Source organism: Arthrobacter oryzae (assembly GCF_037911235.1).
GTDB classification, from domain to species: Bacteria; Actinomycetota; Actinomycetes; order Actinomycetales; family Micrococcaceae; genus Arthrobacter; species Arthrobacter oryzae_E.
The window spans coordinates 149561-172265 of sequence record NZ_JBBLYW010000003.1 but is presented as its reverse complement, the minus strand read 5'-3'; the positions used below and the strand labels follow the sequence as shown (position 1 = coordinate 172265).

General features: G+C 67.6%; 21 protein-coding genes. 12 read left to right on the top strand and 9 right to left on the bottom strand.

Annotation, left to right across the window (positions count from 1 at the left end):
- Nucleotides 1–3 precede the first annotated feature (3 nt).
- From WMN78_RS01195 to dhaM, 5 genes are all read left to right on the top strand, one after another.
- The gene (locus WMN78_RS01195) at nt 4–522 is read left to right on the top strand and encodes an amino-acid N-acetyltransferase (protein ID WP_371745950.1); all 519 of its coding nucleotides are present in this window, start codon (nt 4–6) and stop codon (nt 520–522) included.
- A 134-nt stretch (nt 523–656) separates the two neighbouring features.
- Nucleotides 657–821 carry a hypothetical protein gene (locus tag WMN78_RS01190; RefSeq protein ID WP_340531545.1) on the top strand — a complete coding sequence of 55 codons (165 nt, stop codon included), beginning with the start codon at nt 657–659 and terminating at the stop codon, nt 819–821.
- Nucleotides 822–984: 163 nt separating this feature from the next.
- Nucleotides 985–1986: a dihydroxyacetone kinase subunit DhaK gene (gene dhaK / locus WMN78_RS01185; protein WP_340531544.1), complete on the top strand. Its 1002-nt coding sequence runs from the start codon at nt 985–987 to the stop codon at nt 1984–1986.
- Nucleotides 1987–1988: 2 nt separating this feature from the next.
- Nucleotides 1989–2621, top strand: coding sequence for a dihydroxyacetone kinase subunit DhaL (dhaL, locus tag WMN78_RS01180; protein WP_340531557.1), 633 nt, complete (start codon nt 1989–1991; stop codon nt 2619–2621).
- Entirely contained in the window at nt 2618–3301 is a 684-nt protein-coding gene (gene dhaM / locus WMN78_RS01175; RefSeq protein ID WP_340531543.1) for a dihydroxyacetone kinase phosphoryl donor subunit DhaM, read from the top strand. Before dhaL ends, dhaM begins: the two co-directional genes overlap by 4 nt.
- 1 nt (nt 3302) lies before the next feature.
- On the opposite strand, the gene WMN78_RS01170 is transcribed toward dhaM, so the two are convergent.
- The gene (locus WMN78_RS01170) at nt 3303–3800 is read right to left on the bottom strand and encodes a hypothetical protein (protein WP_340531542.1); all 498 of its coding nucleotides are present in this window, start codon (nt 3798–3800) and stop codon (nt 3303–3305) included.
- 97 nt (nt 3801–3897) lie between these two features.
- Nucleotides 3898–4857, bottom strand: coding sequence for an A/G-specific adenine glycosylase (locus tag WMN78_RS01165; protein ID WP_340531541.1), 960 nt, complete (start codon nt 4855–4857; stop codon nt 3898–3900).
- Between the two features lie 114 nt (nt 4858–4971).
- On the opposite strand from WMN78_RS01165, the gene WMN78_RS01160 reads away from it, so the two are divergent.
- Entirely contained in the window at nt 4972–5652 is a 681-nt protein-coding gene (locus WMN78_RS01160; RefSeq protein WP_340531540.1) for a hypothetical protein, read from the top strand.
- Between the two features lie 33 nt (nt 5653–5685).
- Here the strand turns inward: WMN78_RS01160 and disA are convergent, their stop codons facing one another.
- Nucleotides 5686–6762 carry a DNA integrity scanning diadenylate cyclase DisA gene (disA, locus tag WMN78_RS01155; protein ID WP_340531538.1) on the bottom strand — a complete coding sequence of 359 codons (1077 nt, stop codon included), beginning with the start codon at nt 6760–6762 and terminating at the stop codon, nt 5686–5688.
- Nucleotides 6763–7120: 358 nt separating this feature from the next.
- Between disA and WMN78_RS01150 the strand changes: the two genes are divergently transcribed.
- Complete coding sequence (locus tag WMN78_RS01150; RefSeq protein WP_340531537.1) at nt 7121–8734, top strand: peptide chain release factor 3; 1614 nt, start codon at nt 7121–7123, stop codon at nt 8732–8734.
- A gap of 84 nt (nt 8735–8818) precedes the next feature.
- Nucleotides 8819–10279, top strand: coding sequence for a GAF domain-containing serine/threonine-protein kinase (locus WMN78_RS01145; protein WP_340531536.1), 1461 nt, complete (start codon nt 8819–8821; stop codon nt 10277–10279).
- 8 nt (nt 10280–10287) lie between these two features.
- Here the strand turns inward: WMN78_RS01145 and WMN78_RS01140 are convergent, their stop codons facing one another.
- The gene (locus tag WMN78_RS01140; RefSeq protein ID WP_340531535.1) at nt 10288–11490 is read right to left on the bottom strand and encodes a helix-turn-helix domain-containing protein; all 1203 of its coding nucleotides are present in this window, start codon (nt 11488–11490) and stop codon (nt 10288–10290) included.
- Between the two features lie 99 nt (nt 11491–11589).
- On the opposite strand from WMN78_RS01140, the gene WMN78_RS01135 reads away from it, so the two are divergent.
- Complete coding sequence (locus tag WMN78_RS01135; protein ID WP_340531534.1) at nt 11590–12726, top strand: ferredoxin reductase; 1137 nt, start codon at nt 11590–11592, stop codon at nt 12724–12726.
- Between the two features lie 13 nt (nt 12727–12739).
- Entirely contained in the window at nt 12740–13918 is a 1179-nt protein-coding gene (locus WMN78_RS01130) for an acyl-CoA desaturase (RefSeq protein WP_340531533.1), read from the top strand.
- 90 nt (nt 13919–14008) lie between these two features.
- Here the strand turns inward: WMN78_RS01130 and WMN78_RS01125 are convergent, their stop codons facing one another.
- Nucleotides 14009–14650, bottom strand: coding sequence for a class I SAM-dependent methyltransferase (locus WMN78_RS01125; RefSeq protein ID WP_340531532.1), 642 nt, complete (start codon nt 14648–14650; stop codon nt 14009–14011).
- Nucleotides 14651–14680: 30 nt separating this feature from the next.
- Nucleotides 14681–15025 (bottom strand): heavy-metal-associated domain-containing protein, encoded by a 345-nt coding sequence (locus WMN78_RS01120; protein WP_340531531.1) that lies wholly within the window; start codon nt 15023–15025, stop codon nt 14681–14683.
- A 371-nt stretch (nt 15026–15396) separates the two neighbouring features.
- Here WMN78_RS01120 and WMN78_RS01115 point away from each other — a divergent pair, with 371 nt between their 5' ends.
- Together WMN78_RS01115 and WMN78_RS01110 are read left to right on the top strand one after the other, a co-directional pair.
- Entirely contained in the window at nt 15397–17904 is a 2508-nt protein-coding gene (locus WMN78_RS01115; protein WP_340531530.1) for a heavy metal translocating P-type ATPase, read from the top strand.
- Between the two features lie 12 nt (nt 17905–17916).
- Nucleotides 17917–19281: a phenylacetate--CoA ligase family protein gene (locus tag WMN78_RS01110; protein WP_340531529.1), complete on the top strand. Its 1365-nt coding sequence runs from the start codon at nt 17917–17919 to the stop codon at nt 19279–19281.
- 5 nt (nt 19282–19286) lie between these two features.
- Here the strand turns inward: WMN78_RS01110 and WMN78_RS01105 are convergent, their stop codons facing one another.
- The 3 genes from WMN78_RS01105 to radA all read right to left on the bottom strand — a co-directional run bounded on the left by WMN78_RS01105 (nt 19287) and on the right by radA (nt 22683).
- Nucleotides 19287–20792 carry a multicopper oxidase family protein gene (locus tag WMN78_RS01105; protein ID WP_340531556.1) on the bottom strand — a complete coding sequence of 502 codons (1506 nt, stop codon included), beginning with the start codon at nt 20790–20792 and terminating at the stop codon, nt 19287–19289.
- 98 nt (nt 20793–20890) lie between these two features.
- Nucleotides 20891–21169 (bottom strand): SHOCT domain-containing protein, encoded by a 279-nt coding sequence (locus WMN78_RS01100; RefSeq protein WP_340531528.1) that lies wholly within the window; start codon nt 21167–21169, stop codon nt 20891–20893.
- A 140-nt stretch (nt 21170–21309) separates the two neighbouring features.
- A complete protein-coding gene (gene radA / locus WMN78_RS01095; RefSeq protein WP_340531527.1) occupies nt 21310–22683 on the bottom strand; it encodes a DNA repair protein RadA in 1374 nt (457 codons plus the stop codon).
- Between the last annotated feature and the right edge of the window lie 22 nt (nt 22684–22705).

Here is a 22705-nt window from a genome sequence, read left to right as displayed (position 1 = left end):
AAGATGGGGGCTGTGACTGAGACCTTCCGTATCCGCCCTGCCCGCACCAGCGACGTAGCTGCCATCAAGCGACTGGTGGCGCCGCTGGCGGATAAAAGGATTCTGATGGCCAAGGAGACGGTGGCCTATTACGAAAGCCTGCAGGAGTTCAGGATCGCGGAGTCGGCCGACGGCGAGGTGATCGGCTGCGGCGCCCTGCACGTCATGTGGGAGGACCTGGCGGAAGTGCGCACGCTCGCGGCCTCGGACGCGTGGCGCGGTAAGGGCGTGGGCCACGTGCTGGTGGAGAGCCTCCTCGAGGAGGCCAAAGCGCTGGGAGTCTCGCGCGTGTTCTGCCTGACATTCGAGGTGGACTTCTTCAAGAAGCACGGCTTTGACGTCATGGCCGACCAGACAGCCGTGGACCCTGTGGTCTATTCCGAGTTGCTGCGCTCGCATGACGAAGGTGTGGCGGAATTCCTGGACCTCGCGCGGGTCAAGCCCAACACCCTGGGCAACACGCGCATGATCAAAGCCCTGTAGCCAGTTCGGCGCTGGGTCCCGGCGCCCGCCACTAATGTCATATTTCTAAGTCTTCCCTTATATCGAATCGATGTATAAAATTGATAGAGCCTGCTTGGTAAGCACGAATCCCGAAACCACCTCGAAGGACAGAAATGCGCGAACTCGCCATTTTTCCGGATTTTTCGGCGTTTCAGATGAATCTGACTGCGGTTCTGACCCGCAGCGATCCGCTCAGCCGGCCTTCTGAGGCGTCGGCATTCCACATAGGGGCCGCGGCGTGGCCGGATTTCCTCCCGGCCACCTGGGGGAAACGCTGAGCCTGCCCGGGGACACAAGCTTGGAAGCGAAGGGACAGTCAATTGGGGGCTGTCCCTTTTCGTTTGCCCACCTAGCCAGACGATTCGACAGGGCGCTACCGCTGCCCGGGCCGCGGTAGTAGGGTCAAGACAAAGCCGCCAGGACACTCCAGGGAGCACTCCAATGAAGAAGCTGATCAACGATCCCCGCGCTGTGGTGGACGAGTCCGTGGAAGGCTTCGGCCTTGCCCACGCGGACCTCGTGACCGTCAGTGCCGAGCCCAAATTCATTACCCGCAAAGATGCCCCGGTGGCGGGGAAAGTGGGCCTTGTCAGCGGCGGCGGGAGCGGCCACGAACCGCTCCACGGAGGATTCGTCGGACTGGGAATGCTCGACGCCGCCGTGCCCGGCGCCGTCTTCACTTCGCCCACGCCGGACCAGATCATTCCGGCCACCCTGGCAGTGAACTCCGGTAAGGGCGTCGTCCACATCGTCAAGAACTACACCGGTGACGTCCTGAATTTCGAAACGGCCGCCGAAATGGCGGAAGCCGAGGGCGTCCAGATCCGCACTGTCCTGGTCAACGACGACGTCGCCGTGGAGGACTCGCTCTACACCGCCGGCCGCCGCGGCGTGGGCGGAACGGTCCTGGTGGAGAAGATCGCAGGTGCGGCCGCGGAACGCGGGGACGACCTGGACGCGGTGGCCGCCATCGGAGACCGCGTCAATCAGAACGTCCGCAGCATGGGCGTCGCACTGACTGCCTGCACCGTCCCGCACGCAGGGACGCCCAGTTTTGACCTGGAAGAGAACGAAATCGAAATCGGCATCGGCATCCACGGTGAGCCGGGGCGGCACCGGATCCCCATGGAAAACGCCGACGGCATAACCGACCGCCTGCTGGAGCCTATCCTGTCCGACCTTGGCGTCGCCTCCGGCGACAAGGTGCTCCTGTTCGTGAACGGCATGGGCGGAACCCCGCAAAGCGAGCTCTACATCGTATACCGCCGCGCAGCCCAGGTGCTCGCGGAGAAGGGTGTCACGGTGGAGCGTTCCCTGGTGGGCAATTACATCACCTCGCTGGAGATGCAGGGCTGCTCCATCACCGTGCTGCGGCTCGACGATGAACTCACCAGCCTCTGGGATGCGCCGGTCCACACTGCCGCGCTGCGATGGGGCATCTGACCATGGGGCTGGACGTTGACTGGGCCGTGCGGTGGCTTACCCTCTCCGCTCAGGCCATGGCGGACCACCGGGTGGAACTGATTGAACTGGACCGGGCCATCGGGGATTCCGACCACGGCGAAAACATGGACCGCGGCTTCAAGGCCGTGATGGAGAAGCTTGCCGAGGCACCCCCCGCCACGCCGGGCGCGGCCCTGAAGCTCACGGCCATGGCTTTGATGTCCAAGGTGGGCGGTGCCGCCGGTCCTCTCTACGGCACGGCCTTCCTGCGTGCCTCCACCTCACTGGGCGACACAACGGACATCGATCCCGCAGCGATGGCCGCCGCTATCCAGGCCGCCCGCGACGGCGTTGTGGCCCGGGGGAAGGCCGAATCCGGCGACAAAACCATGGTGGACGCCTGGACGCCCGCCGTCGATGCGGCAGCAGCGCAAGCCGCTGAAGGCGACGGGAACGTCGTCAAAGTCCTCCTCGCAGCTGCGGAGGCTGCTGAGGCGGGTGCCGTTGCCACTGATCCGCTCATCGCCCGCAAGGGGCGCGCCAGCTACCTGGGGGAGCGCAGCGCCGGCCACCGCGATCCCGGCGCGGTCTCCACCGCCCTCATCCTGCGCGCTGCGGCCGGGGCAGCCGAGTGACGGTACGCCTCGTCGTGGTGTCCCACAGCGAAAAGATCGCCGACGGCGCCGCGGAGCTGGCCGCCCAAATGGCACCCGACGTCGTCATCCTTCCGGCCGGCGGTACCGACGACGGCCGGATCGGCACCAGCCTCGAAAAGGTCATGGCGGCCCTGGAACAAGCAGCCGGCGGCGACGGCGTTGTGGTTCTGACGGACCTCGGTTCCGCCGTGATGACGGCCGAATCGGCTGTGGAATTCCTGCCGGATCCGGACTCGGTCCTGTTGGCCGATGCTCCCCTGGTCGAGGGGCTGGTGGCAGCAGCTGTTGCGGCGCAGGCGGGGGCGGACGCCACGGGAGTTAGGCAGGCGGCGGAAGCGGTCCGCCGCGCTCCGGCTCCCGAGGCCCCGGAGGCGCCGGCGGAAGAGGAGCTGTCAGGGCCGCCCGAAGCCGCGGGTGATTTTGAGCTGGTTAACCAGGCGGGCATGCACGCCCGCCCCGCCGCGAAGATCGCCGGGGGGCTCGCAGGCATGGACGCGGAGGTGACGGTCAACGGCGTGGACGGCGCGTCCATGACCGGCCTGATGACCCTCGGCGCGGGCAGGGGATCGGTCCTCCACATCGAGGCGTGGGGGCCGGACGCTGCCAAGGCTGTGAAGTACGTCGGCGGCCTGGTGGAGGCGGGGTTCGGGGAGCCTTAACTTACGGCGCCTGCCTGAGGCCGTCTGCATCCAGCAGCACGCCGGCCGTAACGAACTTTCCGCACTGCTCCCCGAACGGGTACTCCGCCCTTGGCAGGAAACTCAGCGTGCGTTCAGGCAGCGGCGCCCCGGCCGTGGAGGTGCCGGTGGCTGTGGCGTCGATGCGCGATTCGGTCAGGACGTCCATCATCAGCATGCCCGTGAGGGTGCCGTCAGGCGAGGAGGTTGCGGAACATACGCCGTCGGGGCCGGCCGAGGGCTCGCAGCCCAGATCCACGGCGGTGCTGCCCGGCATCAGTTCAAGGTCGGCTTCCCGGCACGTGCCGTCCTGGCAGGCCTTCAAATGGATGGCCTTGACGCTTGGCGCGTAGCTGGCCGCCACAGTCAGCGCCACCACGGGTGCCTGCGCGATGGCCGGGCACGGCACTGCTTCTGGCAGGCATGCGGACGGGAGCAACGACGTCGTGACCGCTGCCAGAAGCACGCCCAAGCTGCGCATGCTTCAGCGTAGATCTGTCCGGACTGGCGCGCCAGAGCGCGCCGGCATTCCGGCCGATTCCTGCGCGCACTCGGGGCAGGCACTCAGGCCGGTTGCCTCAGGCGGGCAGCGTCAGGCCGCCAGGGCGGAGTTCGGCAAGGCCGTCGCTGACCAGCCCGGCCAAAGCGCGCTCCAGCTGTTCCGGCGCGGAATTCAGCCGGTGCAGCGCCGCAAGCGGGACGCCGATGCCGCTTGCTTCGAAGCCAAGGTCCGCGGCGGGCTGATGGAACATCTCCGGTGCAACCGGCGCCTCCGCAAGGCGGAGGACGGCCATCACGGCACCCCGGACCTGCCGGTCGGTGCCGTGCCAGGACTGTCCTTTGGGGGTGTACGACGGCGGCGGCTCGCCCGCCGCCAGCCACGCGCACGCGCCGCGCACCGGGCAATCACCGCACTTGGGCGCCCTGGCCGTGCATATCAAAGCTCCCAGCTCCATGACCGCGGCGTTCCAGCGGACCGAGAGTCCGGCGTCGGCCGGAAGCAGTTCAGCGGCCAGCCGCATTTCCGCCGCTGTCAGCGATTGTGCCGGCAGGGCCGTGCCCGAAAAGAGCCGCGCGTGGACGCGGCGGATGTTGGTGTCCACAACGGTTTCGCGGCGGCCGAAGGCGAACGCCGCTACGGCCGCCGCCGTGTAGCTGCCCACCCCTGGAAGTTCCAAGAGGGCGTCGTACGTTCCCGGCACCTCGCCGTCGTGCTTCTCGACGATGGCGGCGGCTGCCCCGTGCAGGCGCAGTGCCCGCCGCGGGTAGCCGAGCCGGCCCCAGTGCCGCACGGCCTCACCGGACGCTTCGGCTGCGAGGTGGGCAGGCGTGGGCCACCGGAGGAGCCAGTCTTCCCACACGGGCAGGACCCGGACCACGGGCGTCTGCTGCAGCATGATTTCGCTGACCAGGACACCCCACGGGGAGCATCCGGGGTCGCGCCACGGCAGCTCGCGGGCGCTGGTCCCGAACCAGGTGTCAAGGGCTTCGTGGAGGGCGGCCAGCGGCGGCAGCGGGGGGCGACTCGCCGGGGACATGGCAGTGGGTACGGCTAAGGCTTCGATGCAAATACTGTAGTGGATACTGGCCAGGGGTCCGCCTTCCCGGCGTGGTGGTGCGCCAATGTGCCCGGCGTTCTCTAGCCTAGAAGGATGGTCAGGCAAGGCACTTCAGGAAAGAGCGGTTCGAAACCGAAGGGCACCCCCGGCCGGCAGGCGGGGCGGCCTCCGCTGAAGGCGGTCTACCGCCGTCGCAGGCTGTTTGTTGGCCTGGTGCTGCTTCTGGTTGCCTCTGTGGCGCTGGGAGGCTTTGCTGCCGTGTCCGGGGCCATGCGTTCCTCCGAGCAGGCCTCCTCCACGGAGCGGAAGGGTTCGGACGCGCAAGGGGCGAATCCGGATGCCACGCCGTCGGCATCTGCCACGCCCAGCACACCGGCGTCGCCAACGTGCGACCAGGGCCTGGTCACAGTCTCCGCGTCCACCGATAAGGCTGCCTACGCCGCGGGCGAGACGCCGCTGCTCAGCCTGAAAGTCACCAACGGCGGAAAAGTGGCATGCGAGGTGAACCTGGGCACGTCCCAAATGGAGTACACGGTGACCAGCGGCTCCGACCGGATCTTCTCCTCGGTTGACTGCCAGGCGGAGAGCAGTGACCTGGTCAAGACCATCGCTCCGGGCCAGAGCGAGACCGCCAACTTCCCGTGGCAGCGCAACCGCAGCGTGCCCGGCTGCGGCGCGGTGTCCGCGAAGCCCGGTGCCGGCGGGGCGTACTACATGTTCGTGGCCAGGCTCGGAACGAAGTCCAGCACCAAGGCCGTCTTCCAGCTGCTCTAACGCGTCCCTGGGGCCGACGGACGGCGGCGGGCCTTAGAGGAACCGGTCCAGCAGGCTCGCCTCGGCCATGCGGCTCAGCCCCTCCCGGACCGTGCGGGCCCGCTGGTCGCCGATGCCGTCGACGGTCATGAGGTCATCGATGGTGGCCGCCATCAGGTACTGGAGGCCGCCGAAGTGGTCAACGAGCCTGTCCGCCACGGCCTTGGGCACGGCCTTCAGGCCGGACAGAAGACGGTATCCGCGCGGCTGCACCACGGCGTCGAGCGTGTCCACGCCGCCCGCGAAGCCGATGATTCCGGCGATCCTGCTGAGGTCGATCAGCTCGGTGGGGCCGAGGCTGAGCAGGGCGTTGACGGCGCCGTCGATGTCCTCCGGAGAAGCGTTCGGGCCGGCGTAATCACGGATGATCACATCGCTGCCGGGGCCCCGGCCCACCGTGAGCTCGTCCAGCTGCAGCGAAAGCAGGCGTCCGTCCTCGCCCAGTTCAAGCACGTACTGGGAGATCTCCTCGGAGATCCGGCGCACCATCTCCTGGCGCTGAAGCGTCACGGCGACGTCGCGGACGGTGACCATGGCTTCGATTTCCAGGGCGGAGAGCGAGCTGGTGACCTGGTCCAGGCGGGACCGGTACCGTTCCAGGGTGGCCAGGGCCTGGTTGGCGCGGGCCAGGACCTTTTCCGAACCTTCCAGGACGTGCCGCAGCCCGTTCACGTAAAGGGCGATGATCTGCATGGACTGGCTGACCGAAATCACCGGAACGCCGGTCTGGATGGCCACGCGCTCTGCCGTGCGGTGCCTGGTGCCGGATTCCTGGGTTTCGATGCTCGAGTCCGGAACCAGCTGCACGGCGGCCCGGAGGATGTTGCCGGCGTCCTTGTCGCAGATGATGGCGCCGTCCATTTTGGCCAGCTCGCGGAGGCGGGTGGGGGAGAAGTCGATCCCGATATCGAATCCGCCGGAACAGATGGACTCAATGGTGCGGTCCGAGCCGAGGACGATCAGCGCGCCGGTGCGTCCGCGGAGGATGCGTTCCAGGCCGTCGCGCAGAGCGGTGCCTGGAGCCACTCTGCCCAGAGTCGCCTTAAGCGAATCTTCAGGGCTCCGAGCCATAGGTTGTCCCTTCAAAGGTGCAGGCCGTTGCCTGCGAGTATGCCGGTTTTACGATGCCGCCGGCAGGATCAAAAGTACTCAATTTCCCACTGGCTCCATACTAGGGGCAAAAAGCGCAATAACCGCACGGACAAGCCTCAAAGTGGCCCGTTTGGCCTGCCGGTGATGGTGGTCCGGAAAGGCTTCGTACGACGACGGCGGGAAGCGGCACTTGGGCGTCCCACCGGCGGCGCCTGCCGCCCTGCGATAAACTGGAAACCTTGGCTGCACAGTTCACGCGTGCCGGCCCATATGCAGATCCTGTTGAACTTAGCGTTCACATCCCATCCCAGCCCCATGCCGCAGCGAAAGTAGCACCGTGTCCCAAGAAGTCCTCAGCCCCGCCCGAGTCCAGGAGATTCACAAGCAGGCGGCCCGGCGTCGGACCTTCGCGGTCATTTCCCACCCCGACGCCGGCAAATCGACGCTTACTGAAGCCCTGGCCCTGCACGCCAAGGTGATCGGCACTGCCGGCGCCTCAAGCGGCAAGGCCAACCGCAAGGAAACGGTCTCGGACTGGATGCAGATGGAAAAGGACCGCGGCATCTCCATCAGCTCCGCCGCCCTGCAGTTCGCCTACCGGGACACCGTGATCAACCTCCTGGACACCCCCGGCCACGCCGACTTCTCCGAAGACACCTACCGCGTCCTGGCCGCCGTTGACTGCGCCGTGATGCTGGTTGATGCCGCCAAAGGCCTCGAGACGCAGACCATGAAGCTGTTCGAGGTCTGCAAGCAGCGCAACCTGCCCATCATCACCGTGATCAACAAGTGGGACCGCCCGGGCCTGGATGCCCTGGCGCTCATGGACGAAATCACCGAACGCACCGGGCTCCAGCCCATGCCGCTGACCTGGGCCGTGGGCATCTCCGGCGACTTCCGCGGCGTGTGGGACCTCCGCAACGACCGCTTTGCCCGGTTCCAGCGCAACAATGCCGGTGCCAACATCGCGCTCACCGAGTACTTCACACCTGAAGAGGCTGCCGCCAACCAGGGTGACGACTGGTCCAACGCCGTGGATGAGGCCGGGCTGGTCATCGAATCCAACCTCGAATTCGACGTCGACGCCTTCCACGCGGGCAAGGCAACCCCCATCCTTTTCAGCTCCGCCGCCCTCAACTTCGGCGTCAAGGAAATCCTGGACGCCCTGGTGGACTTCGCCCCGCCGGCGGCCCCCCGTCCCGACGTCGAGGGCGACCCCCGCCCGGTGGACGCACCCTTCGCGGGCTTCGTCTTCAAGGTCCAGGCGGGCATGAACAAGGCCCACCGCGACCACGTTGCGTTCATCCGCGTGTGCTCCGGCGTCTTCGAGCGGGGCATGGTGGTCACCCAGACACGCACCGGGAAGTCGTTCGCCACCAAGTACGCGCAGCAGGTGTTCGGCCGTGAGCGCGAAGTCATCGACGAAGCGTTCCCCGGCGACGTCGTTGGACTGGTCAACGCGTCATCGCTCCGGGTGGGCGACAGCCTGTTCCTGGACGAACCCGTGGAGTTCCCGGCGATCCCGCTATTCGCGCCCGAACACTTCCAGGTGGCACGCTCCAAGGACCCCAGCCGCTTCAAGCAGTTCCGCCGCGGCATCGAGCAGCTCGAGCACGAGGGCGTCATCCAGGTGCTCCGCTCCGACATCCGCGGAGACCAAGCGCCGGTGCTTGCCGCCGTCGGCCCCATGCAGTTCGAAGTGGTGGAGGACCGCATGGCGCACGACTTCAGCGCCCCCATGCGCCTGGAGCGGCTCCCGTACTCGATGGCAAGGATTTCGACGGCGGACGCTATGCCCGCGCTGGCGAACGTGCCCGGTGCCGAGGTGCTGCTGCGCTCCGACGGCGAATACCTGGCCCTGTTCAATGACGTCTGGGCACTGCGCCGGATCGAAAAGAACCACCCGGACCTCACCCTGGTGCCGATCGGAACCCACAACCCCGCGAAATAGGCCTTCGGTCGATGGGCGGCCGCTGGCGGGATATCATAAGCCTACTTATTAAATCTATAGCCGAGAGGCCTGATGGCTGCGAGCATGGAACCCGGTTACCTCCTGAGCGGACGGTACCGGATAGAGGCCCTGATTGGCCGGGGGAGCCAGTCCGGCGTATACCGGGCCTTCGACGAACTTCTGCAGCGCCACGTTGCGGTGAAGCTGTTCCGCGATGACCCATGCAATGTGGACCACACGCGCCGCCAGGGCGAGGAAGTGCGCATCCTGGCCGGAATGAGCCACCACGCGCTGGTAACGCTGCTGGACGCGGGCGCGGACCTCAGCGATCCCCGGCAACGCCGCACATATCTCGTCATGGAACTGGTCCGCGGCCCCGACCTCCGCGAACGCACGGCCCAGGGCCCCCTCTCCGCCGCGCACCTGGCGCTGATCGGCCACGACCTCGCGGATGGACTCGCCTACATCCACCACCACGGCATCGTCCACCGCGACGTCAAGCCCGCCAACATCCTCCTGGTGGACTACAACAACGACGACCGCCGGCCACGCGCCAAACTGAGCGACTTCGGCGTGGCCATGATCCTCGGCGACGGCCGGCAGAGCGGCCCCGCTGAAAGCTCCGGAACACCGCAGTACCTCAGCCCCGAACAGGCCGCGAGCGAACCGGTGGGGCCGGCGAGCGATGTTTACTCCCTGGGACTGGTCCTTCTCGAGGGGCTGACCGGCAAGCCAGCGTACCCCGGCGCGCCGATCGCCTCGGCCATGGCGCGGCTCCTGCGGGACCCGCACATTCCCGAGGGCGTGGCGCCCAAATGGGCTGACCTGCTTACTTCCATGCTGTCCCGGGAGCCGACGGCCCGGCCGGGTGCCCGGGAAGTTTCCCTTGCCCTCCGGCAGGAGGTGATCAGCGCTGCCGGCCGCCGCCGGAGCGTCGGAACTCCGGCAGCGTCAGGAACACCAGCCTCCGGAACGCCAGCGTCCGGAAGTTCCGCCGAAGCGCTGGCGGCAGCAACGCCGTCGGACATTGCTGCCGCGAAGGAGGCCGCGAATGAAGAGGCGCGGATGCGCGCCGTCGAGCGTTACCGGATCCTGGACACACCCCCGGACGGTACCTTCGACCGGATCGTCGGCCTGGCGGCACGGATGTTCTCCGTGCCCGTGGCCATCGTGAGCGTGGTGGACCATGACCGGATCTGGTTCAAGGCCCATCACGGCACGGAGGTTGGCGAGATCGGGCGGGACCCCGGGCTCTGTGCCTCGGCCATCCTGCAGGACGATGCGTGGGTGGTTCCGGATGCTGTCACGGACCCGCGCACGCTGGCTAATCCTTTGGTGGCAGGTGAGTTCGGCCTGCAGTTCTACGCCGGGGTGCCGCTGCGCACGCCCGACGGCTACAACCTCGGGACCTTCTGCATCCTGGACCGGGAGCCGCGGGAGTTCACTGCGGAGGACGTCCGGGCGCTGGAGGACCTGGCCGCGGTCGTGATGAACGACCTCGAGCTGCGGCTGCAAAGCCGGAGCGCAATGGCAGCCGGCCGATGACCGGGCTCCTAGCGCCGCCCCGCATGCAGGGCCAGTTCCAGCTCGAACCGCGCCCGCGGGTCTTCCAGCGCGTCGCCGAAGAGCTCACGCAGCTGCGCCGCCCGGTACCCCACGGTCTGCGGATGGATGCCGAGCTCCGCGGCCACCGGGGCCCGCTGGCCCCAGTGCCGCAGCCAGGAGAGGAGGGTCTCGGCCAGCCTTTCCCGCTGGGCCGGTCGCAATCCTTCCAGGGGCGCAAGCCTGCGCTCCGCCAGCTCCGCGACGGCCGATGGTTCGGAGCCGAGGATAATCTGCGCCAAGTGGTCATCGGCCCAGATGGGCGGATCCTCGGGGTCCTCCCTCGGCGGCAGCACCGAGGCGGCCAGTACGGCCAGCCGCAGCGAGTCGGGCACCTTTTCCCAGCTGCCGGCCGGCCCCACGGCAGCGGACCGGCCCTTCAGTGCCTTCTCCAGCGCGCTCCGGGCAGAGTCGGACTTCCTGGCGGGAACAAGCGCCACGGCATCCGTCTCGCGTTCCACCACCAGCGTCCCCGGCCCCAGCTGCAGCCGGAGCCCGGCCGACCGGTCCAGCGGGAGCGTGACCACCACGAGCCGTGCCGGCAGCGACCAGTCGGCCATGGAGGCCGCCTGCCGCAGCGCGGCCTCGTCCGCCTGGCCCATCAGCAGCAGCTCGAGCAGTTCGGTCCGGCGCCGGTCCACCGCCCCGGCGCGCTCGGATTGTTCAAAGGCGTAGGCCTCGGCGCTCACGGCGGACAGTTCGTCGATGTAGGCCAGGATCGATTCGCCCAGGTCCACCACAACGCTCTGGCCCAGGTCCTTCTCCATCGAGATCCGCGACATCTCCCGGAACGTCACCCGGGCACCCATGCGGTACGCGCTCAGGAGCGCGTCCATGCTCCTGCCCTGGCGGAACTCGCCGCTGCCGAGGCCCGCCACGAGCTCCCGGCTTTCCTCGGACAGGGCGGGCAGCCTGGTGCCGGGCAGCTGGAGGAACCTCTCCAGTGCCGCAGCCACTCCGCGCCGCAGCCCCCGCCCGAACCGGCCTTCGATGGGCCTGGCGTACGCAGGAACCAGTTGGGGGACGGCGTCGATGATGGCCTCCACTATGCCGGGCATCCTGGGGCGCAGCAGGTCGCTCACCTCCCGGGGCAGGGCGAGCCACGGCGGCTCGTACGCGGGGGCTGCGGGACTCTTCGAGGCCGGAGGGTTCATGAGAGACTTCCATAAGTTGTTTCGGGGGAACAGTTTAGAACGTTCGATCGTATGCCTTGGGAGAAGAAATATGCCTCGATCCAACATAAGGTTAATAACATGATCCGGCTCCGTAAGCTGGCGCGCGCCGCATCTGTACTGACCACCCCGCTAGCTCCAGAAGACATTCTGTCGCTCTTCAATCCTGTGTTCTCCGCCCGCCAGTTGCGCGGCGTGGTCACCAGGGTGGTCGCCGAGACGGCCGATTCCGCCACCATTTTCTTCCGCCCAGGCCGTGGCTGGAAGGCGCACCAGGCAGGCCAGTGGGCCCGCATCGGCGTCGAACTCGACGGCGTGCGGCACTGGCGTTCCTATTCCCTGAGCGCTCCCGCCGGCCAGGATCCCGCCATCACGGTGACTGACGTCGGCGCCGTTTCCGGTGTCCTGGTCCGCAACACCCGTCCCGGTGACGTGCTGTTCCTGGCCCCGCCGCAGGGCGACTTCGTCCTCCCCGAGCACCCCCGCCCGCTGCTCATGCTCACTGCGGGAAGCGGCATTACGCCCGTCATGTCCATGGTGCGCACGCTGGTGCCGCACCGCCCGGATGCCGACGTCGTGCTGATCCATTCAGCCCGGACACCGGCAGACAGTATCTTCCGGGAAGAGCTGTCGGAGCTCGCCGACCAGTTCCCCAACTTTAAGGTCACGCACTGGTTTACCGGCGAACGCGGACGGGTGGACTTTTCCTCCGCAGCGCTGCTTGACGAGCTCTGCCCGGACTGGCGCCACCGCGCAGCCTATGCGTGCGGGCCGGAAGGCTTCCTGGACGACGCCGAAGCGCTGTGGTCCGCGGAAGCCGCCGCGGCGGCCGAGGGTTCCGCCGCTGAAGGTTCCGCCGCTGGCGGCGAATCCCACCAGCCGGAAGGGCCGTTTGCGGCCGATCCGATCAACCTCATCATCGAACGCTTCACCACCAGCCTGGCCGCCGGGGCCGGGCACGACGGCGGCCTGGTCACCTTTGAGGCCTCCGACCGCGAGGTGGAGGCGGACGGCGGCACTACGCTACTGGACGTCGGCGAAGATGCCGGCGTACTGATGCCAAGTGGCTGCCGGATGGGCATCTGCCACAGCTGCCTCATCCCCCTGCGGGCCGGGCATGTCCGCGACCTGCGCACCGGCGAAGTCCACGGTGAGCCGGGCCAACTAATCCAGACGTGTGTTTCGGCAGCCGCCGGACCCGTTAACCTCGACATTTGAGGAGCACCACAGCATGGCAATAGTTACCAACCACGAAGCCGAGTCCACGGAAGACACCGTTGTGCCCGCTGCGAAGACGCGGCGCGGGGCGCTGGCCACCTCAGGCAGCCCCCTGGTCCGTCCGCCGGCCGCGGCGCACCTCTCCGACGAGCAGGTGGCCGAGCTGGGCCGCGAACTTGATGCCATCAAGGACGACATCCTGGCCAAGCGCGGAGCCTCCGACGCCGCGTATATCCGCCGCCTGATCAAGATCCAGCGCGGACTGGAGATCTCCGGCCGCGCCACGCTCCTGGTGAGCCGCAACAAGGGTGCCTGGGTTGCCGGCACCACCCTGCTCAGCCTGGCCAAGATCCTGGAAAACATGGAGATCGGGCACAACGTGCTGCACGGCCAGTGGGACTGGATGCGGGACCCGGACATCCACTCCACCACCTGGGAATGGGACTTCGTCACGCCGGCCCGCGCCTGGCAGCACACCCACAACGACCTGCACCACCGCTGGACCAACGTGGTGGGCAAGGACAACGACGTCGGATACAACCTCCTGCGCATGGATCCCCAGCAGGAGTGGAAGCCGTTCAACCTGGGCAACCCGCTGTACAACGCCATCCTGGCGCCGGTCTTCGAGTGGGGCATCGCGATCTACGACCTCGAGCTGCAGGACTTCAAAGAGGGCAACAAGTCCAAGGAAGCCCTGGTCAAGGACCTCAAGGCCCTCGGGGTCAAGGCCCTCAAGCAGTTCACCAAGGATTACGCTGCGACCCCCGCCGTCGCAATGCTGACCGGCTCCGGCAAGCAGGCGCTCTACGGCACCCTGACCGCGAATGCGATCCGCAACGTCTGGGCCCACGCAGTGATCTTCTGCGGCCACTTCCCCGAGGGAACGGACACCTTCACCGAGGAAATGGTGGAAGGCGAGACCCGCGGTGACTGGTACGTGCGGCAGATGATCGGCTCAGCCAACATCTCCGGTTCCAAGTTCATGCACCTCATGACCGGCAACCTCTCGCACCAGATCGAGCACCACCTCTTCCCGGACATTCCGTCCAACCGCTATGCCGAGGTGGCGCCGAAGGTGCAGGAGATCTGCAGGCGGTACGGCCTGCCGTACACCACCGGTCCGATGTGGAAGCAGGTCGGCTCCACCTGGGCCAAGGTCTTCAAGCTGGCGCTGCCGCCCAAGAAAGCCTAGGGCCGGGTCCACAACGGGCTCGAATAGTCGACAAAAGGGACGCCTGCCAACACGGCAGGCGTCCCTTTTTTCATACTCCTCTCAGCCGAGTCATTCCCGGGGTTTTGCCGCCGCACCAAGAATGTGGGCCAGCCGCGGATTGCCGGGGAGTGCCGAGAATCCGAAACGCTCCACGTTCTGCAGTGTGAGCCCTGCTTCTGCGATCCCGGCGGCGGTGTCGCGGTTTAGGTGGCAGCCTCCGCCCACCCGGCTCCACAGGGGCGTGAGCAGGTCCTCGACGGCAGCAAGCACGCGGTGTTCCGAACGGACGTGTTCATAAAACAGCAGCATGCCGCCAGGCCGGAGGACCCGCAGCACCTCCGCCAGGACAGCGGATTGGTCCGCGACGCTGCAGAGGACCAGGCTGGAGACCACCACGTCCACCGTTTCGTCCGCCGCCGGCAGTGACTCGGCCACGCCGTCGTGAACCGCGACCGGAACCGGTGCCTCGGCTGCCTCGGCCAGCGCCAGCGCCCGGAGCGTCGGGTCCGGTTCAAGCGCCAGGACGCTGGTCACGGCCGAAGGGTAGTAGGCAAAGGTGGCGCCGTAGCCCGCCCCGATTTCGACGACGGCCCCGTACGCAGCCTCTACGAGGCGCCTGCGGTGGGCTGCCGCCCCGCGGGCATCCATGCGCGGACCCACGCGCGCAAAGTATTGACCGTAGGAGGAGTTTCCCTGGCTGGTCTCCGGCATCAGTGTGCTTCCTCGGCTCAGCGCGTCTGCCTACTTCGCGCCGGCCAGGACATAGCCGGAGGAGCGCACGGCCTCAGCCAGCGCATCCCGGTCTGCGGTGCCGCTCACGCTCAGCCGCGACGTGCCGCCAGGAACCAGCTCCACTGTTGCCGACTCCACCCCGGACACGCCGGACACGGCCTTTTCAACGGTCTGGACACAGTGTCCGCAGGTCAGCCCTTCAAGGGCGTACTGCGCTGAGTAAGCCGGAAGCTCCGGCTTTCCGGCGGCCGGAGCAGCGGCCTGCGTTTCAGTGGCGGGCGAGCAGCAGCTGCAGCCCTGCTGCGCGGTTGAGGCCAAGGGGAGCTGGGTTCGTGTTTCGGGTGTTCCGCACATGTCAGTTTTCCTTCGAAGCGAGGGATAAGGAAGAGCTGTTGCGGTTGAACGGCTGTAACGGCCCGGGCCTGGACAAACCACGTCACTGGCAACATCCAAAGCATACCCCCTAGGGGTATCTTGAGCAAGAGGTGGCCGCCTGGGGCGGGCGCGGGGACCAAAGACTCTGACGCCACGGGCCGGACGAGACGATAGTGAACCGCAGGGGCACTTGCGGGTCCTGGGCGGGACCTTGACGCATACCCCTGGGGGGTATATGTTCAGCTTAACCGGAAAACGACGTCGCGGGCGGTGCCCTCTACGCAGTGAAGGTCCGACAGCAGCTGAACCGCCCGCTGTCTTCCCCGGATACCTCTGCGAAAGGACGCACCATGACTGACTCGAAACCGGCCGCCGGAGGAGCCGTAACCGCGCCGCTAAAGAGCACTGTCGTTCAAGTGCGCGGCCTCCACTGGGCCACATCCAAAGCAGTGGTGGAACACGTTCTGATGCAGCGGCCCGGAGTCGCCGCCGTCGACGCGAATCCGGTCGCCCAGACCGCGACCGTCAGCTTCGACCAGTCCGTGACCTCGGTGGAGCAGATCTCCGGGTGGATCCGGGACTGTGGATACCACTGCAGGGGCGAATCAGTCCCCGACCACGTCTGCTACCCGATGGACGAGACAGTGCATCGGGTGGAGGGTGATCACCGGACGATGCACGCAGGCCATGCACCGGAAACGGCGGAAACGGCCGCCGGGCATGTCCACCCGCCGGCAGTCGGCCATGCCGGCCATGGCGTGGACCAGCATGGCGAGATGACCCGGACCCCGCAGGACATGATGGGCCACGGCGGACACCACGCCGGCATGTCTATGGATGACATGGTCAAGGACATGCGCAACCGGTTCCTGGTCGCCGCGATTCTGTCAGTGGGCGTGACGCTGTGGTCCCCGATGGGGCGGGACATGTTCGGCTTCACCGCTCCGACGCCGTTCGGGCTCCGTGACGACGTCATGGCCCTGATCCTGTCCCTGCCGGTCATTTTCTACTCAGCCTGGATTTTCTTCGACGGCGCCTACAGGGCGCTGAAGGCCCGCACCCTGGACATGATGGTCCTGGTCGCAATCGCCGTGGGCACCGGGTGGCTCTACAGCGTCTGGGTCACCCTCACCGGCGGCGGTGAGGTGTTCTACGAAGCAGCGACCGTCCTTACCGCCTTCGTGCTGCTGGGCCACTGGTTCGAGATGCGCGCACGCGGCGGAGCGAACGAGGCCATCCGCACGCTGCTCGAGCTCGCCCCGCCGGTCGCGGTGGTCATCCGCGACGGCGACACGGTCGAGATCCCCACCTCCGAAGTCCAGACCGGAGATCTGCTTCTGATACGGCCGGGATCCAAAATCCCCGTTGACGGGGAAGTCGAGGACGGCCAGTCCGAGGTCGATGAGTCCATGGTCACGGGCGAGAGCCTTCCGGTGACCAAGACCATCGGCTCGGAAGTGATTGGTGCGTCCATCAACACCACAGGCACGATGCGCGTCCGGGCCACCAAAGTCGGAGCCGACACCGCCCTGGCCCAGATCGTGGCCCTCGTCCAGGAAGCCCAGAACTCCAAGGCCCCGGGCCAGCGCCTGGCCGACAAGGCCGCGTTCTGGCTGGTCCTGGTTGCCTTGATCGGGGGGACCGTGACGTTCGCCGCGTGGCTCGCCCTCGGCGCCGGTGTCCAGGCCGCCCTGCTGTTCGCCATCACCGTCGTCGTGATCACCTGCCCCGACGCGTTGGGGCTTGCCACGCCGACGGCAATCATGGTGGGCACCGGGCTCGGCGCCAAGCGGGGCGTCCTGTTCAAGAACGCCACCGCCTTGGAAGTCTCTGCCCGGATCGACACCGTTGTGATGGACAAGACCGGCACCCTGACCAAGGGTGAACCGGAAGTGACCGACGTCGTCGTCGAGGGAATTGGCCAAAACGAACTCCTGGCCCTGGCCGCCGCCGTGGAGCAGGAATCCGAACATCCCCTCGCTGCGGCCGTGGTCCGGCACGCCCGTGAACACGGTGCATCCGTTCTGGCCGCCTCGGATTTCCTGAACGTTCCCGGTCACGGGGCCGGCGCTACCGTGGACGGGCGACGGGTTCTGGTGGGCAACCGCAAGCTCATGGCCGACGAAGGAATAGACCTGGGCCCGCTGGCCGCAGTGCGCGATGAACTTGCCGACACCGGACGGACCGCCGTGCTCGTCGCCGTGGACGGCCGGGCCGCGGCGGTTATCGCGTTGGCGGACGCCGCGAGGGAAACGGCAGCCGCCGCCGTCGCAGCCCTGCACGAGGCCGGGATCGAAGTCGTTATGCTCACCGGAGACAACGAAGCGACCGCCCGGAGGATCGCCGCCCAGCTGGGCATCGACACCGTCATCGCCGAAGTGCTTCCCGGAGACAAATCAGCGAAGATCGCCGAGCTTCAACAGGCGGGAAAGAAGGTCGCCATGGTCGGCGACGGCGTCAACGACGCCCCGGCCCTGGCCCAGGCCGACCTCGGCATCGCGATCGGCGCCGGAACCGACGTGGCCATCGAAACAGCCGACCTCGTGCTCATGCGCTCGGACCCGCTGGATGTGCCCATCGCCCTGCGGATCGGGAAAGGCACCCTGCGGAAGATGCGCCAGAACCTCGGCTGGGCCGTGGGGTACAACGCCATAGCACTGCCCATCGCGGCAGGAGTCTTCGCCTTCGCCGGGATCGTCCTCAGCCCGGAAATCGCAGCGCTGTCGATGTCCGGGTCCAGCTTCCTGGTCGCCGTCAACGCCCTCCTGCTCAAGAGGCTCCGGCTTCCCCGACCGGAAACACCCGAGGCCACCCCCGCGCGTGCTTCCCGGCCGCTAGCCCCTGCCGGGACCCGCTAGACCCACCCCGCCATGGACCTCCGCCTCATCTGCCGGGTGCTGTTCCTGCGGGCCGCGTGGCGGAGAAGGGACCACTGGGACGCCGCCCGGATCGCCGCCCACCAGGAACACGCCCTGCAGGAACTGCGACGGGCAGCCTACGCCGGCTCCGGGTTCTACCGGCGCCATCACGCCGGCCTGCACGACGCACCCCTGGACCAGCTGCCGTCCGTGACGAAAGCGGACCTGATGGACCACTTCGACGAGGCCGTCACCACCCCGGACTTGAGGCTGGCGGACCTGGAGAACCACCTGCGGTCCCTGACGGAGCGCGGGGGAGACCCCGGGGCGCCGTGGAACGGCCGGTGGTGGGCTGCGGCAACGTCCGGAACAACAGGCCGGCGCGGAACGTTCGCCTGGAACCGTTCCGAATGGGGGACCGTCCTGGCTTCCTACGCCCGTGCGAACGACTGGGCCGGGATCTCCGCCGGGCTGACCCGGCCGCTGAAAATGGCCCTGGTCAGCTCCCGCGTCCCCACCCACCAGTCCGCCGTCGTCGGTGCATCCCTGCGCTCCGGACTCGTTCCCGCGCTCCGTCTGGACGTCACCGCGCCCATGGATGAGACGGTCGCCGCGTTGAACCGGTTCCAGCCCCGGATCCTGGTCGGCTACGCCTCAGCACTCAAACCTCTCGCGGCAGAGCAACGCTCGGGGCGGCTGCACATCTCCCCGCAGGGCGTGATGTCCGCCTCTGAAGTCCTCAGCCCGCAGACCGCCTCCGAACTGGAGGCCGCGTGGGGGAGCGCGCCCTTCGACGTTTACGCCGCCACGGAAACGGCCGGGATCGCCTCCCCCTGCACCTACCGGAACCGCCATGTCTACGAGGATCTGCTGATCATCGAACCCGTGGACCAGGCCGGGAAGCCCGTGCCCGCCGGGACAGCCGGGTCAAAGCTCCTGGTCACAGTCCTGTTCTCCCGGACTTTGCCGCTGATCCGCTACGAAATGTCCGACACAGTGAGGCTGGGCGGTCGGGGCTGCCCCTGCGGACGCTCCTTCACCCTTCTGGAGGACATCGAAGGGCGGATCGAAGACATTCTGCAGCTGCCAGGAAAAGCAGGAAGTGTGAATGTCCATCCGATCGTGTTCCACCACCTTCTCGATGAGGCCGGGAGTTCGGGATGGCAAGTTATCCAGGAGCGCTCGGGGCTTCGCGTGCTGCTCGCAGGTCTCGCTCCCGGAGCTTCCGCTGAAGGAGTTCGGGCTGCGATGTCCGCCGCGCTCACCGAAGCCGGTGTCGTGGACACGCAAGTGGATGTACACGTTGTTGAACGCGTTGAACGGACCGCTTTGGGAAAAGCACCCTTTGTGCGGGGACTGCCCCGCCCCGGTAAGTGACCCGCCTAACGGACTTCGATGACGCCCATCATTCCGAGGTCTTCGTGGTCCAGGATGTGGCAGTGGTAGACGGACCGCCCTGCGAAGTCCCGGAAAGCGACCCGGACCTTCACCCGCCCCTGGGCGGGAATATTGACCACATCGCGCCACTCCGGGCGCGGCAGTGCCTGGCCGCCCTCCTCAATCACCTGCATCGGCCAGACGTGCAGGTGGAACGGGTGGTCCATGGGGCTCGGGTTGGTCAGCGTCCATTCCTCCACCGTGCCCGCCGTGACGGTGGTGTCCGTTCGCGCCGCGTTGAACTCGCGGCCGTTGATGGTGAACCCCATCATGCCGCCGCCCATGCCCATGCCCATGCCGGAGGAGAGCGTGAGCTGCCGGCGCGCCGCCACGGCCGCTGTCCTGAGGTCCTCCGGTTCCGGGACACCAGGCAGCGGAAGCTGCAACGGCGGCAGCGGGGAAGCCGAAGGGGAGGGGGAGGGTTCGGTGCTTCCGGCAACCCGCAGCGTGGCCAACGCCGGGCCCGCCGTGTCCGGCCGGCCCGTCTGCCCGGGGCCGCGTCCCTGGCCCATCATGCCGGCCATGCTGCCCCGGTCGTAGTACGCGGCACGCAGGATGGAGTCCCCGGCGGCTGTGGTGACCAGTACGTCTGCCCGGTTGCCGGGGGTCAGGAACAGTTCCTCCACGTCCGACGGCGTACGGTACCGGCCCGAGTCCATTCCCAGCAGCTGAAGCTGCTGGCCGTCGAGCCGCAGCGAGAGATAGCGGGCCACGCAGGCGTTGATGATGCGCCACCTCTCGCGCGTGCCCGGCACTGCTGTGAATTCCGGATTGCTTTGTCCGTTGACCAGGACGAGTTCGCCTTCCCTGCCCAGCATCCGCTCCATTTGCGAAACGCGGACGACGTTCCCGCCGCCATCCAGCGTGGTGTCGGAAACGACTAGAACGCGTTCCGTGCTGACCGGCACGGGTTCCGCGTCTTCCACGATGATCGCGCCAAAGAGGCCAGCGAAAATCTGGTCGGCAACCATGCCGTGGTGGTGGGGATGGTACCAGAAAACTCCGGGAGGGTGGTCCGCGGGAAGGCGGTACTCGTAGTCATGGGCGGCGCCCGGATTTACCATGACGAACACGTTGTCCCCGGAGCCCTCCGGGGAGACGTGCAGTCCGTGGACATGCAGGTTGGTTGGCTGGTCAAGACCGTTGGCCAGCCGGACGCTCAGCACATCGCCCGGCCGCAGGCGGAGAGTGGGACCCGGAATTCCGCCGTTGTAGCCCAGAGCCCGGGCCTGCCGCCCGGCGAGCTGGAATTGGCCCGGGCCGGCGTCGAGCCGGACCTCCAGCCGGCCGCCGGCGCTCCGCAGCTCGGATGGCTGCGACAATTCCGCACCGGTCTCCGGGGCTGTCCGCGACGTTGGCCGGGAAGCCAGGGTCCACCACAGGCCTGCTCCGCCCACTGCCGTGCCGGCCGCGCCAAGGCCGCCCAGGAGCAGCGCGCTGCGCCTACTGATCGGCCGGCGGACCTTGGGACGCGGGCTTGGTGGCGGGCCGGGCTGGCTGAAAGGCTGCGGGCCCGACGGCGGGCTTGATGGGGGATTTGCCGGAGGCACTAGGGTTCCTCGCCGAGTACCCTGACCTGCTCGCGGTACTGGTCGGGGGTCAGTTCCCCTTTGGCGAACCGTTCGTCGAGGATCTGCCGGGCCCGGCTACGGCCCGGCCAGTGGCCCCCGGGTCCCGGCTGACCGGGAGGAGGGAAGCCGCCCTGATACCCTGCGCGGCCGCCGGAGAACACCCGCACGGCAACCAGCACCAGCAGGGCTATGCCCAGCAGCATCAGCACTCCCCACAGCCACATCCAGCCCATGTCCAGACCGTAACCCCACATCATGGCTGCTCCCTTCGTGGCATGTGCTTCCTACCCCAACAGTGCGCCCGCTTCCTGAACCGCACTAGGGTCCTAAGTCGCTTGTGGAGGCACGTCTTCGGGGAAGAATCTGTAACCACAGCCGCTCCCCGCCGGGGTGACGCTCAGCTGATGAGCAGGCTGAGGGCCTCGGCCAGGTGCCCGACTTCCCGGACGGAGAAACCGGCAGGAACGGGTCCCGGGCCGTTGGGGCTTGCCGGGACCACGGCGTGGGTGAAGCCCAGCCGGTGGGCTTCCTGGATGCGCTGGTTGATGCCTGGAACGGGACGGACTTCGCCGGCAAGGCCCACCTCGCCGAACGCGATCAGCCGGATGGGTAGCGGCTTTTTCGCCTTGGCCGACGCCACGGCCAGAGCCACGGCAAGGTCGGTTGCCGGCTCGCTGAGCTTCACCCCGCCGACGGTTGCCACATAGGAATCGTCCTTGTGCAGCAGGCAGCCGGCGCGCTGCTGGAGCACGGCCAGCAGCATGGCCACCCGGGAGCTGTCCAGGCCGCTGGTGGCGCGGCGCGGCTGCGAGCTGGCGCTCTCGGCCAGGAGCGACTGCACTTCGGCCAGCAGCGGCCGGCGGCCTTCCAGGGTCACGGTGATGCACGTCCCGGACACGGGCTCCTTGGTCCGGGAGACAAACAGCCCGCTGGGATCGGCGAGGCCGACGATGCCGTCCTCGTTGAGGTCAAAGCAGCCGACGTCGTCCGTGGGCCCGTAGCGGTTTTTGACGGCCCGCAGCAACCGCAGCCGGGAGTGGCGCTCGCCTTCGAACTGGCAGACCACGTCCACCAGGTGCTCCAGGAGGCGCGGGCCGGCGATGGAGCCGTCTTTGGTCACGTGTCCCACCAGCAGGGTGGTCATGTTGCGGCGCTTGGCCGCGGCGATGAGGGAGGCGGCCACCTCGCGCACCTGCGAGACGCCGCCGGCGCTGCCTTCGACGTCGGCACTGCTGAGCGTCTGGACGGAGTCCACCACAAGCAGCCGCGGCTCCAGCTTCTCCACCTGCCCGAGCGCCTGGCCGAGGTCCGTTTCGGCCGAGAGGTAAAGGGACTCCGCTACCGCATCGATCCGGTCCGCCCGCAGCTTGACCTGGGCAGCGGATTCCTCACCCGTGATGTAGAGGACGTCCTGGGCAGTGCGGGCGAATTTGGCCGCAACATCCAGGAGGAGCGTGGACTTGCCCACTCCGGGTTCACCGGCCAGCAGGATGACCGCGCCCGGGACCAGTCCGCCGCCCAGCACGCGGTCCAGTTCGTCCACTCCGGTGGGCAGGAAAGCAGCGGTGGTGGCGTCGACGTCGGCAATCCGGCGGGCGGGCTCCAGGACTGTGGTGGCCGCCGTCGTACGGGCAACGGCGGTGCCGGTTTCCTCAACCGTGCCCCAGGCCTGGCACTCGCCGCAGCGCCCCACCCACTTGACGGTGGTCCAGCCGCATTCGGCGCATTTGTAGGCCGGGGCTTTGGACGCCCGGGAAGTCTTTGTTGCCATGGGTTCCACCCTATCCGGGGAC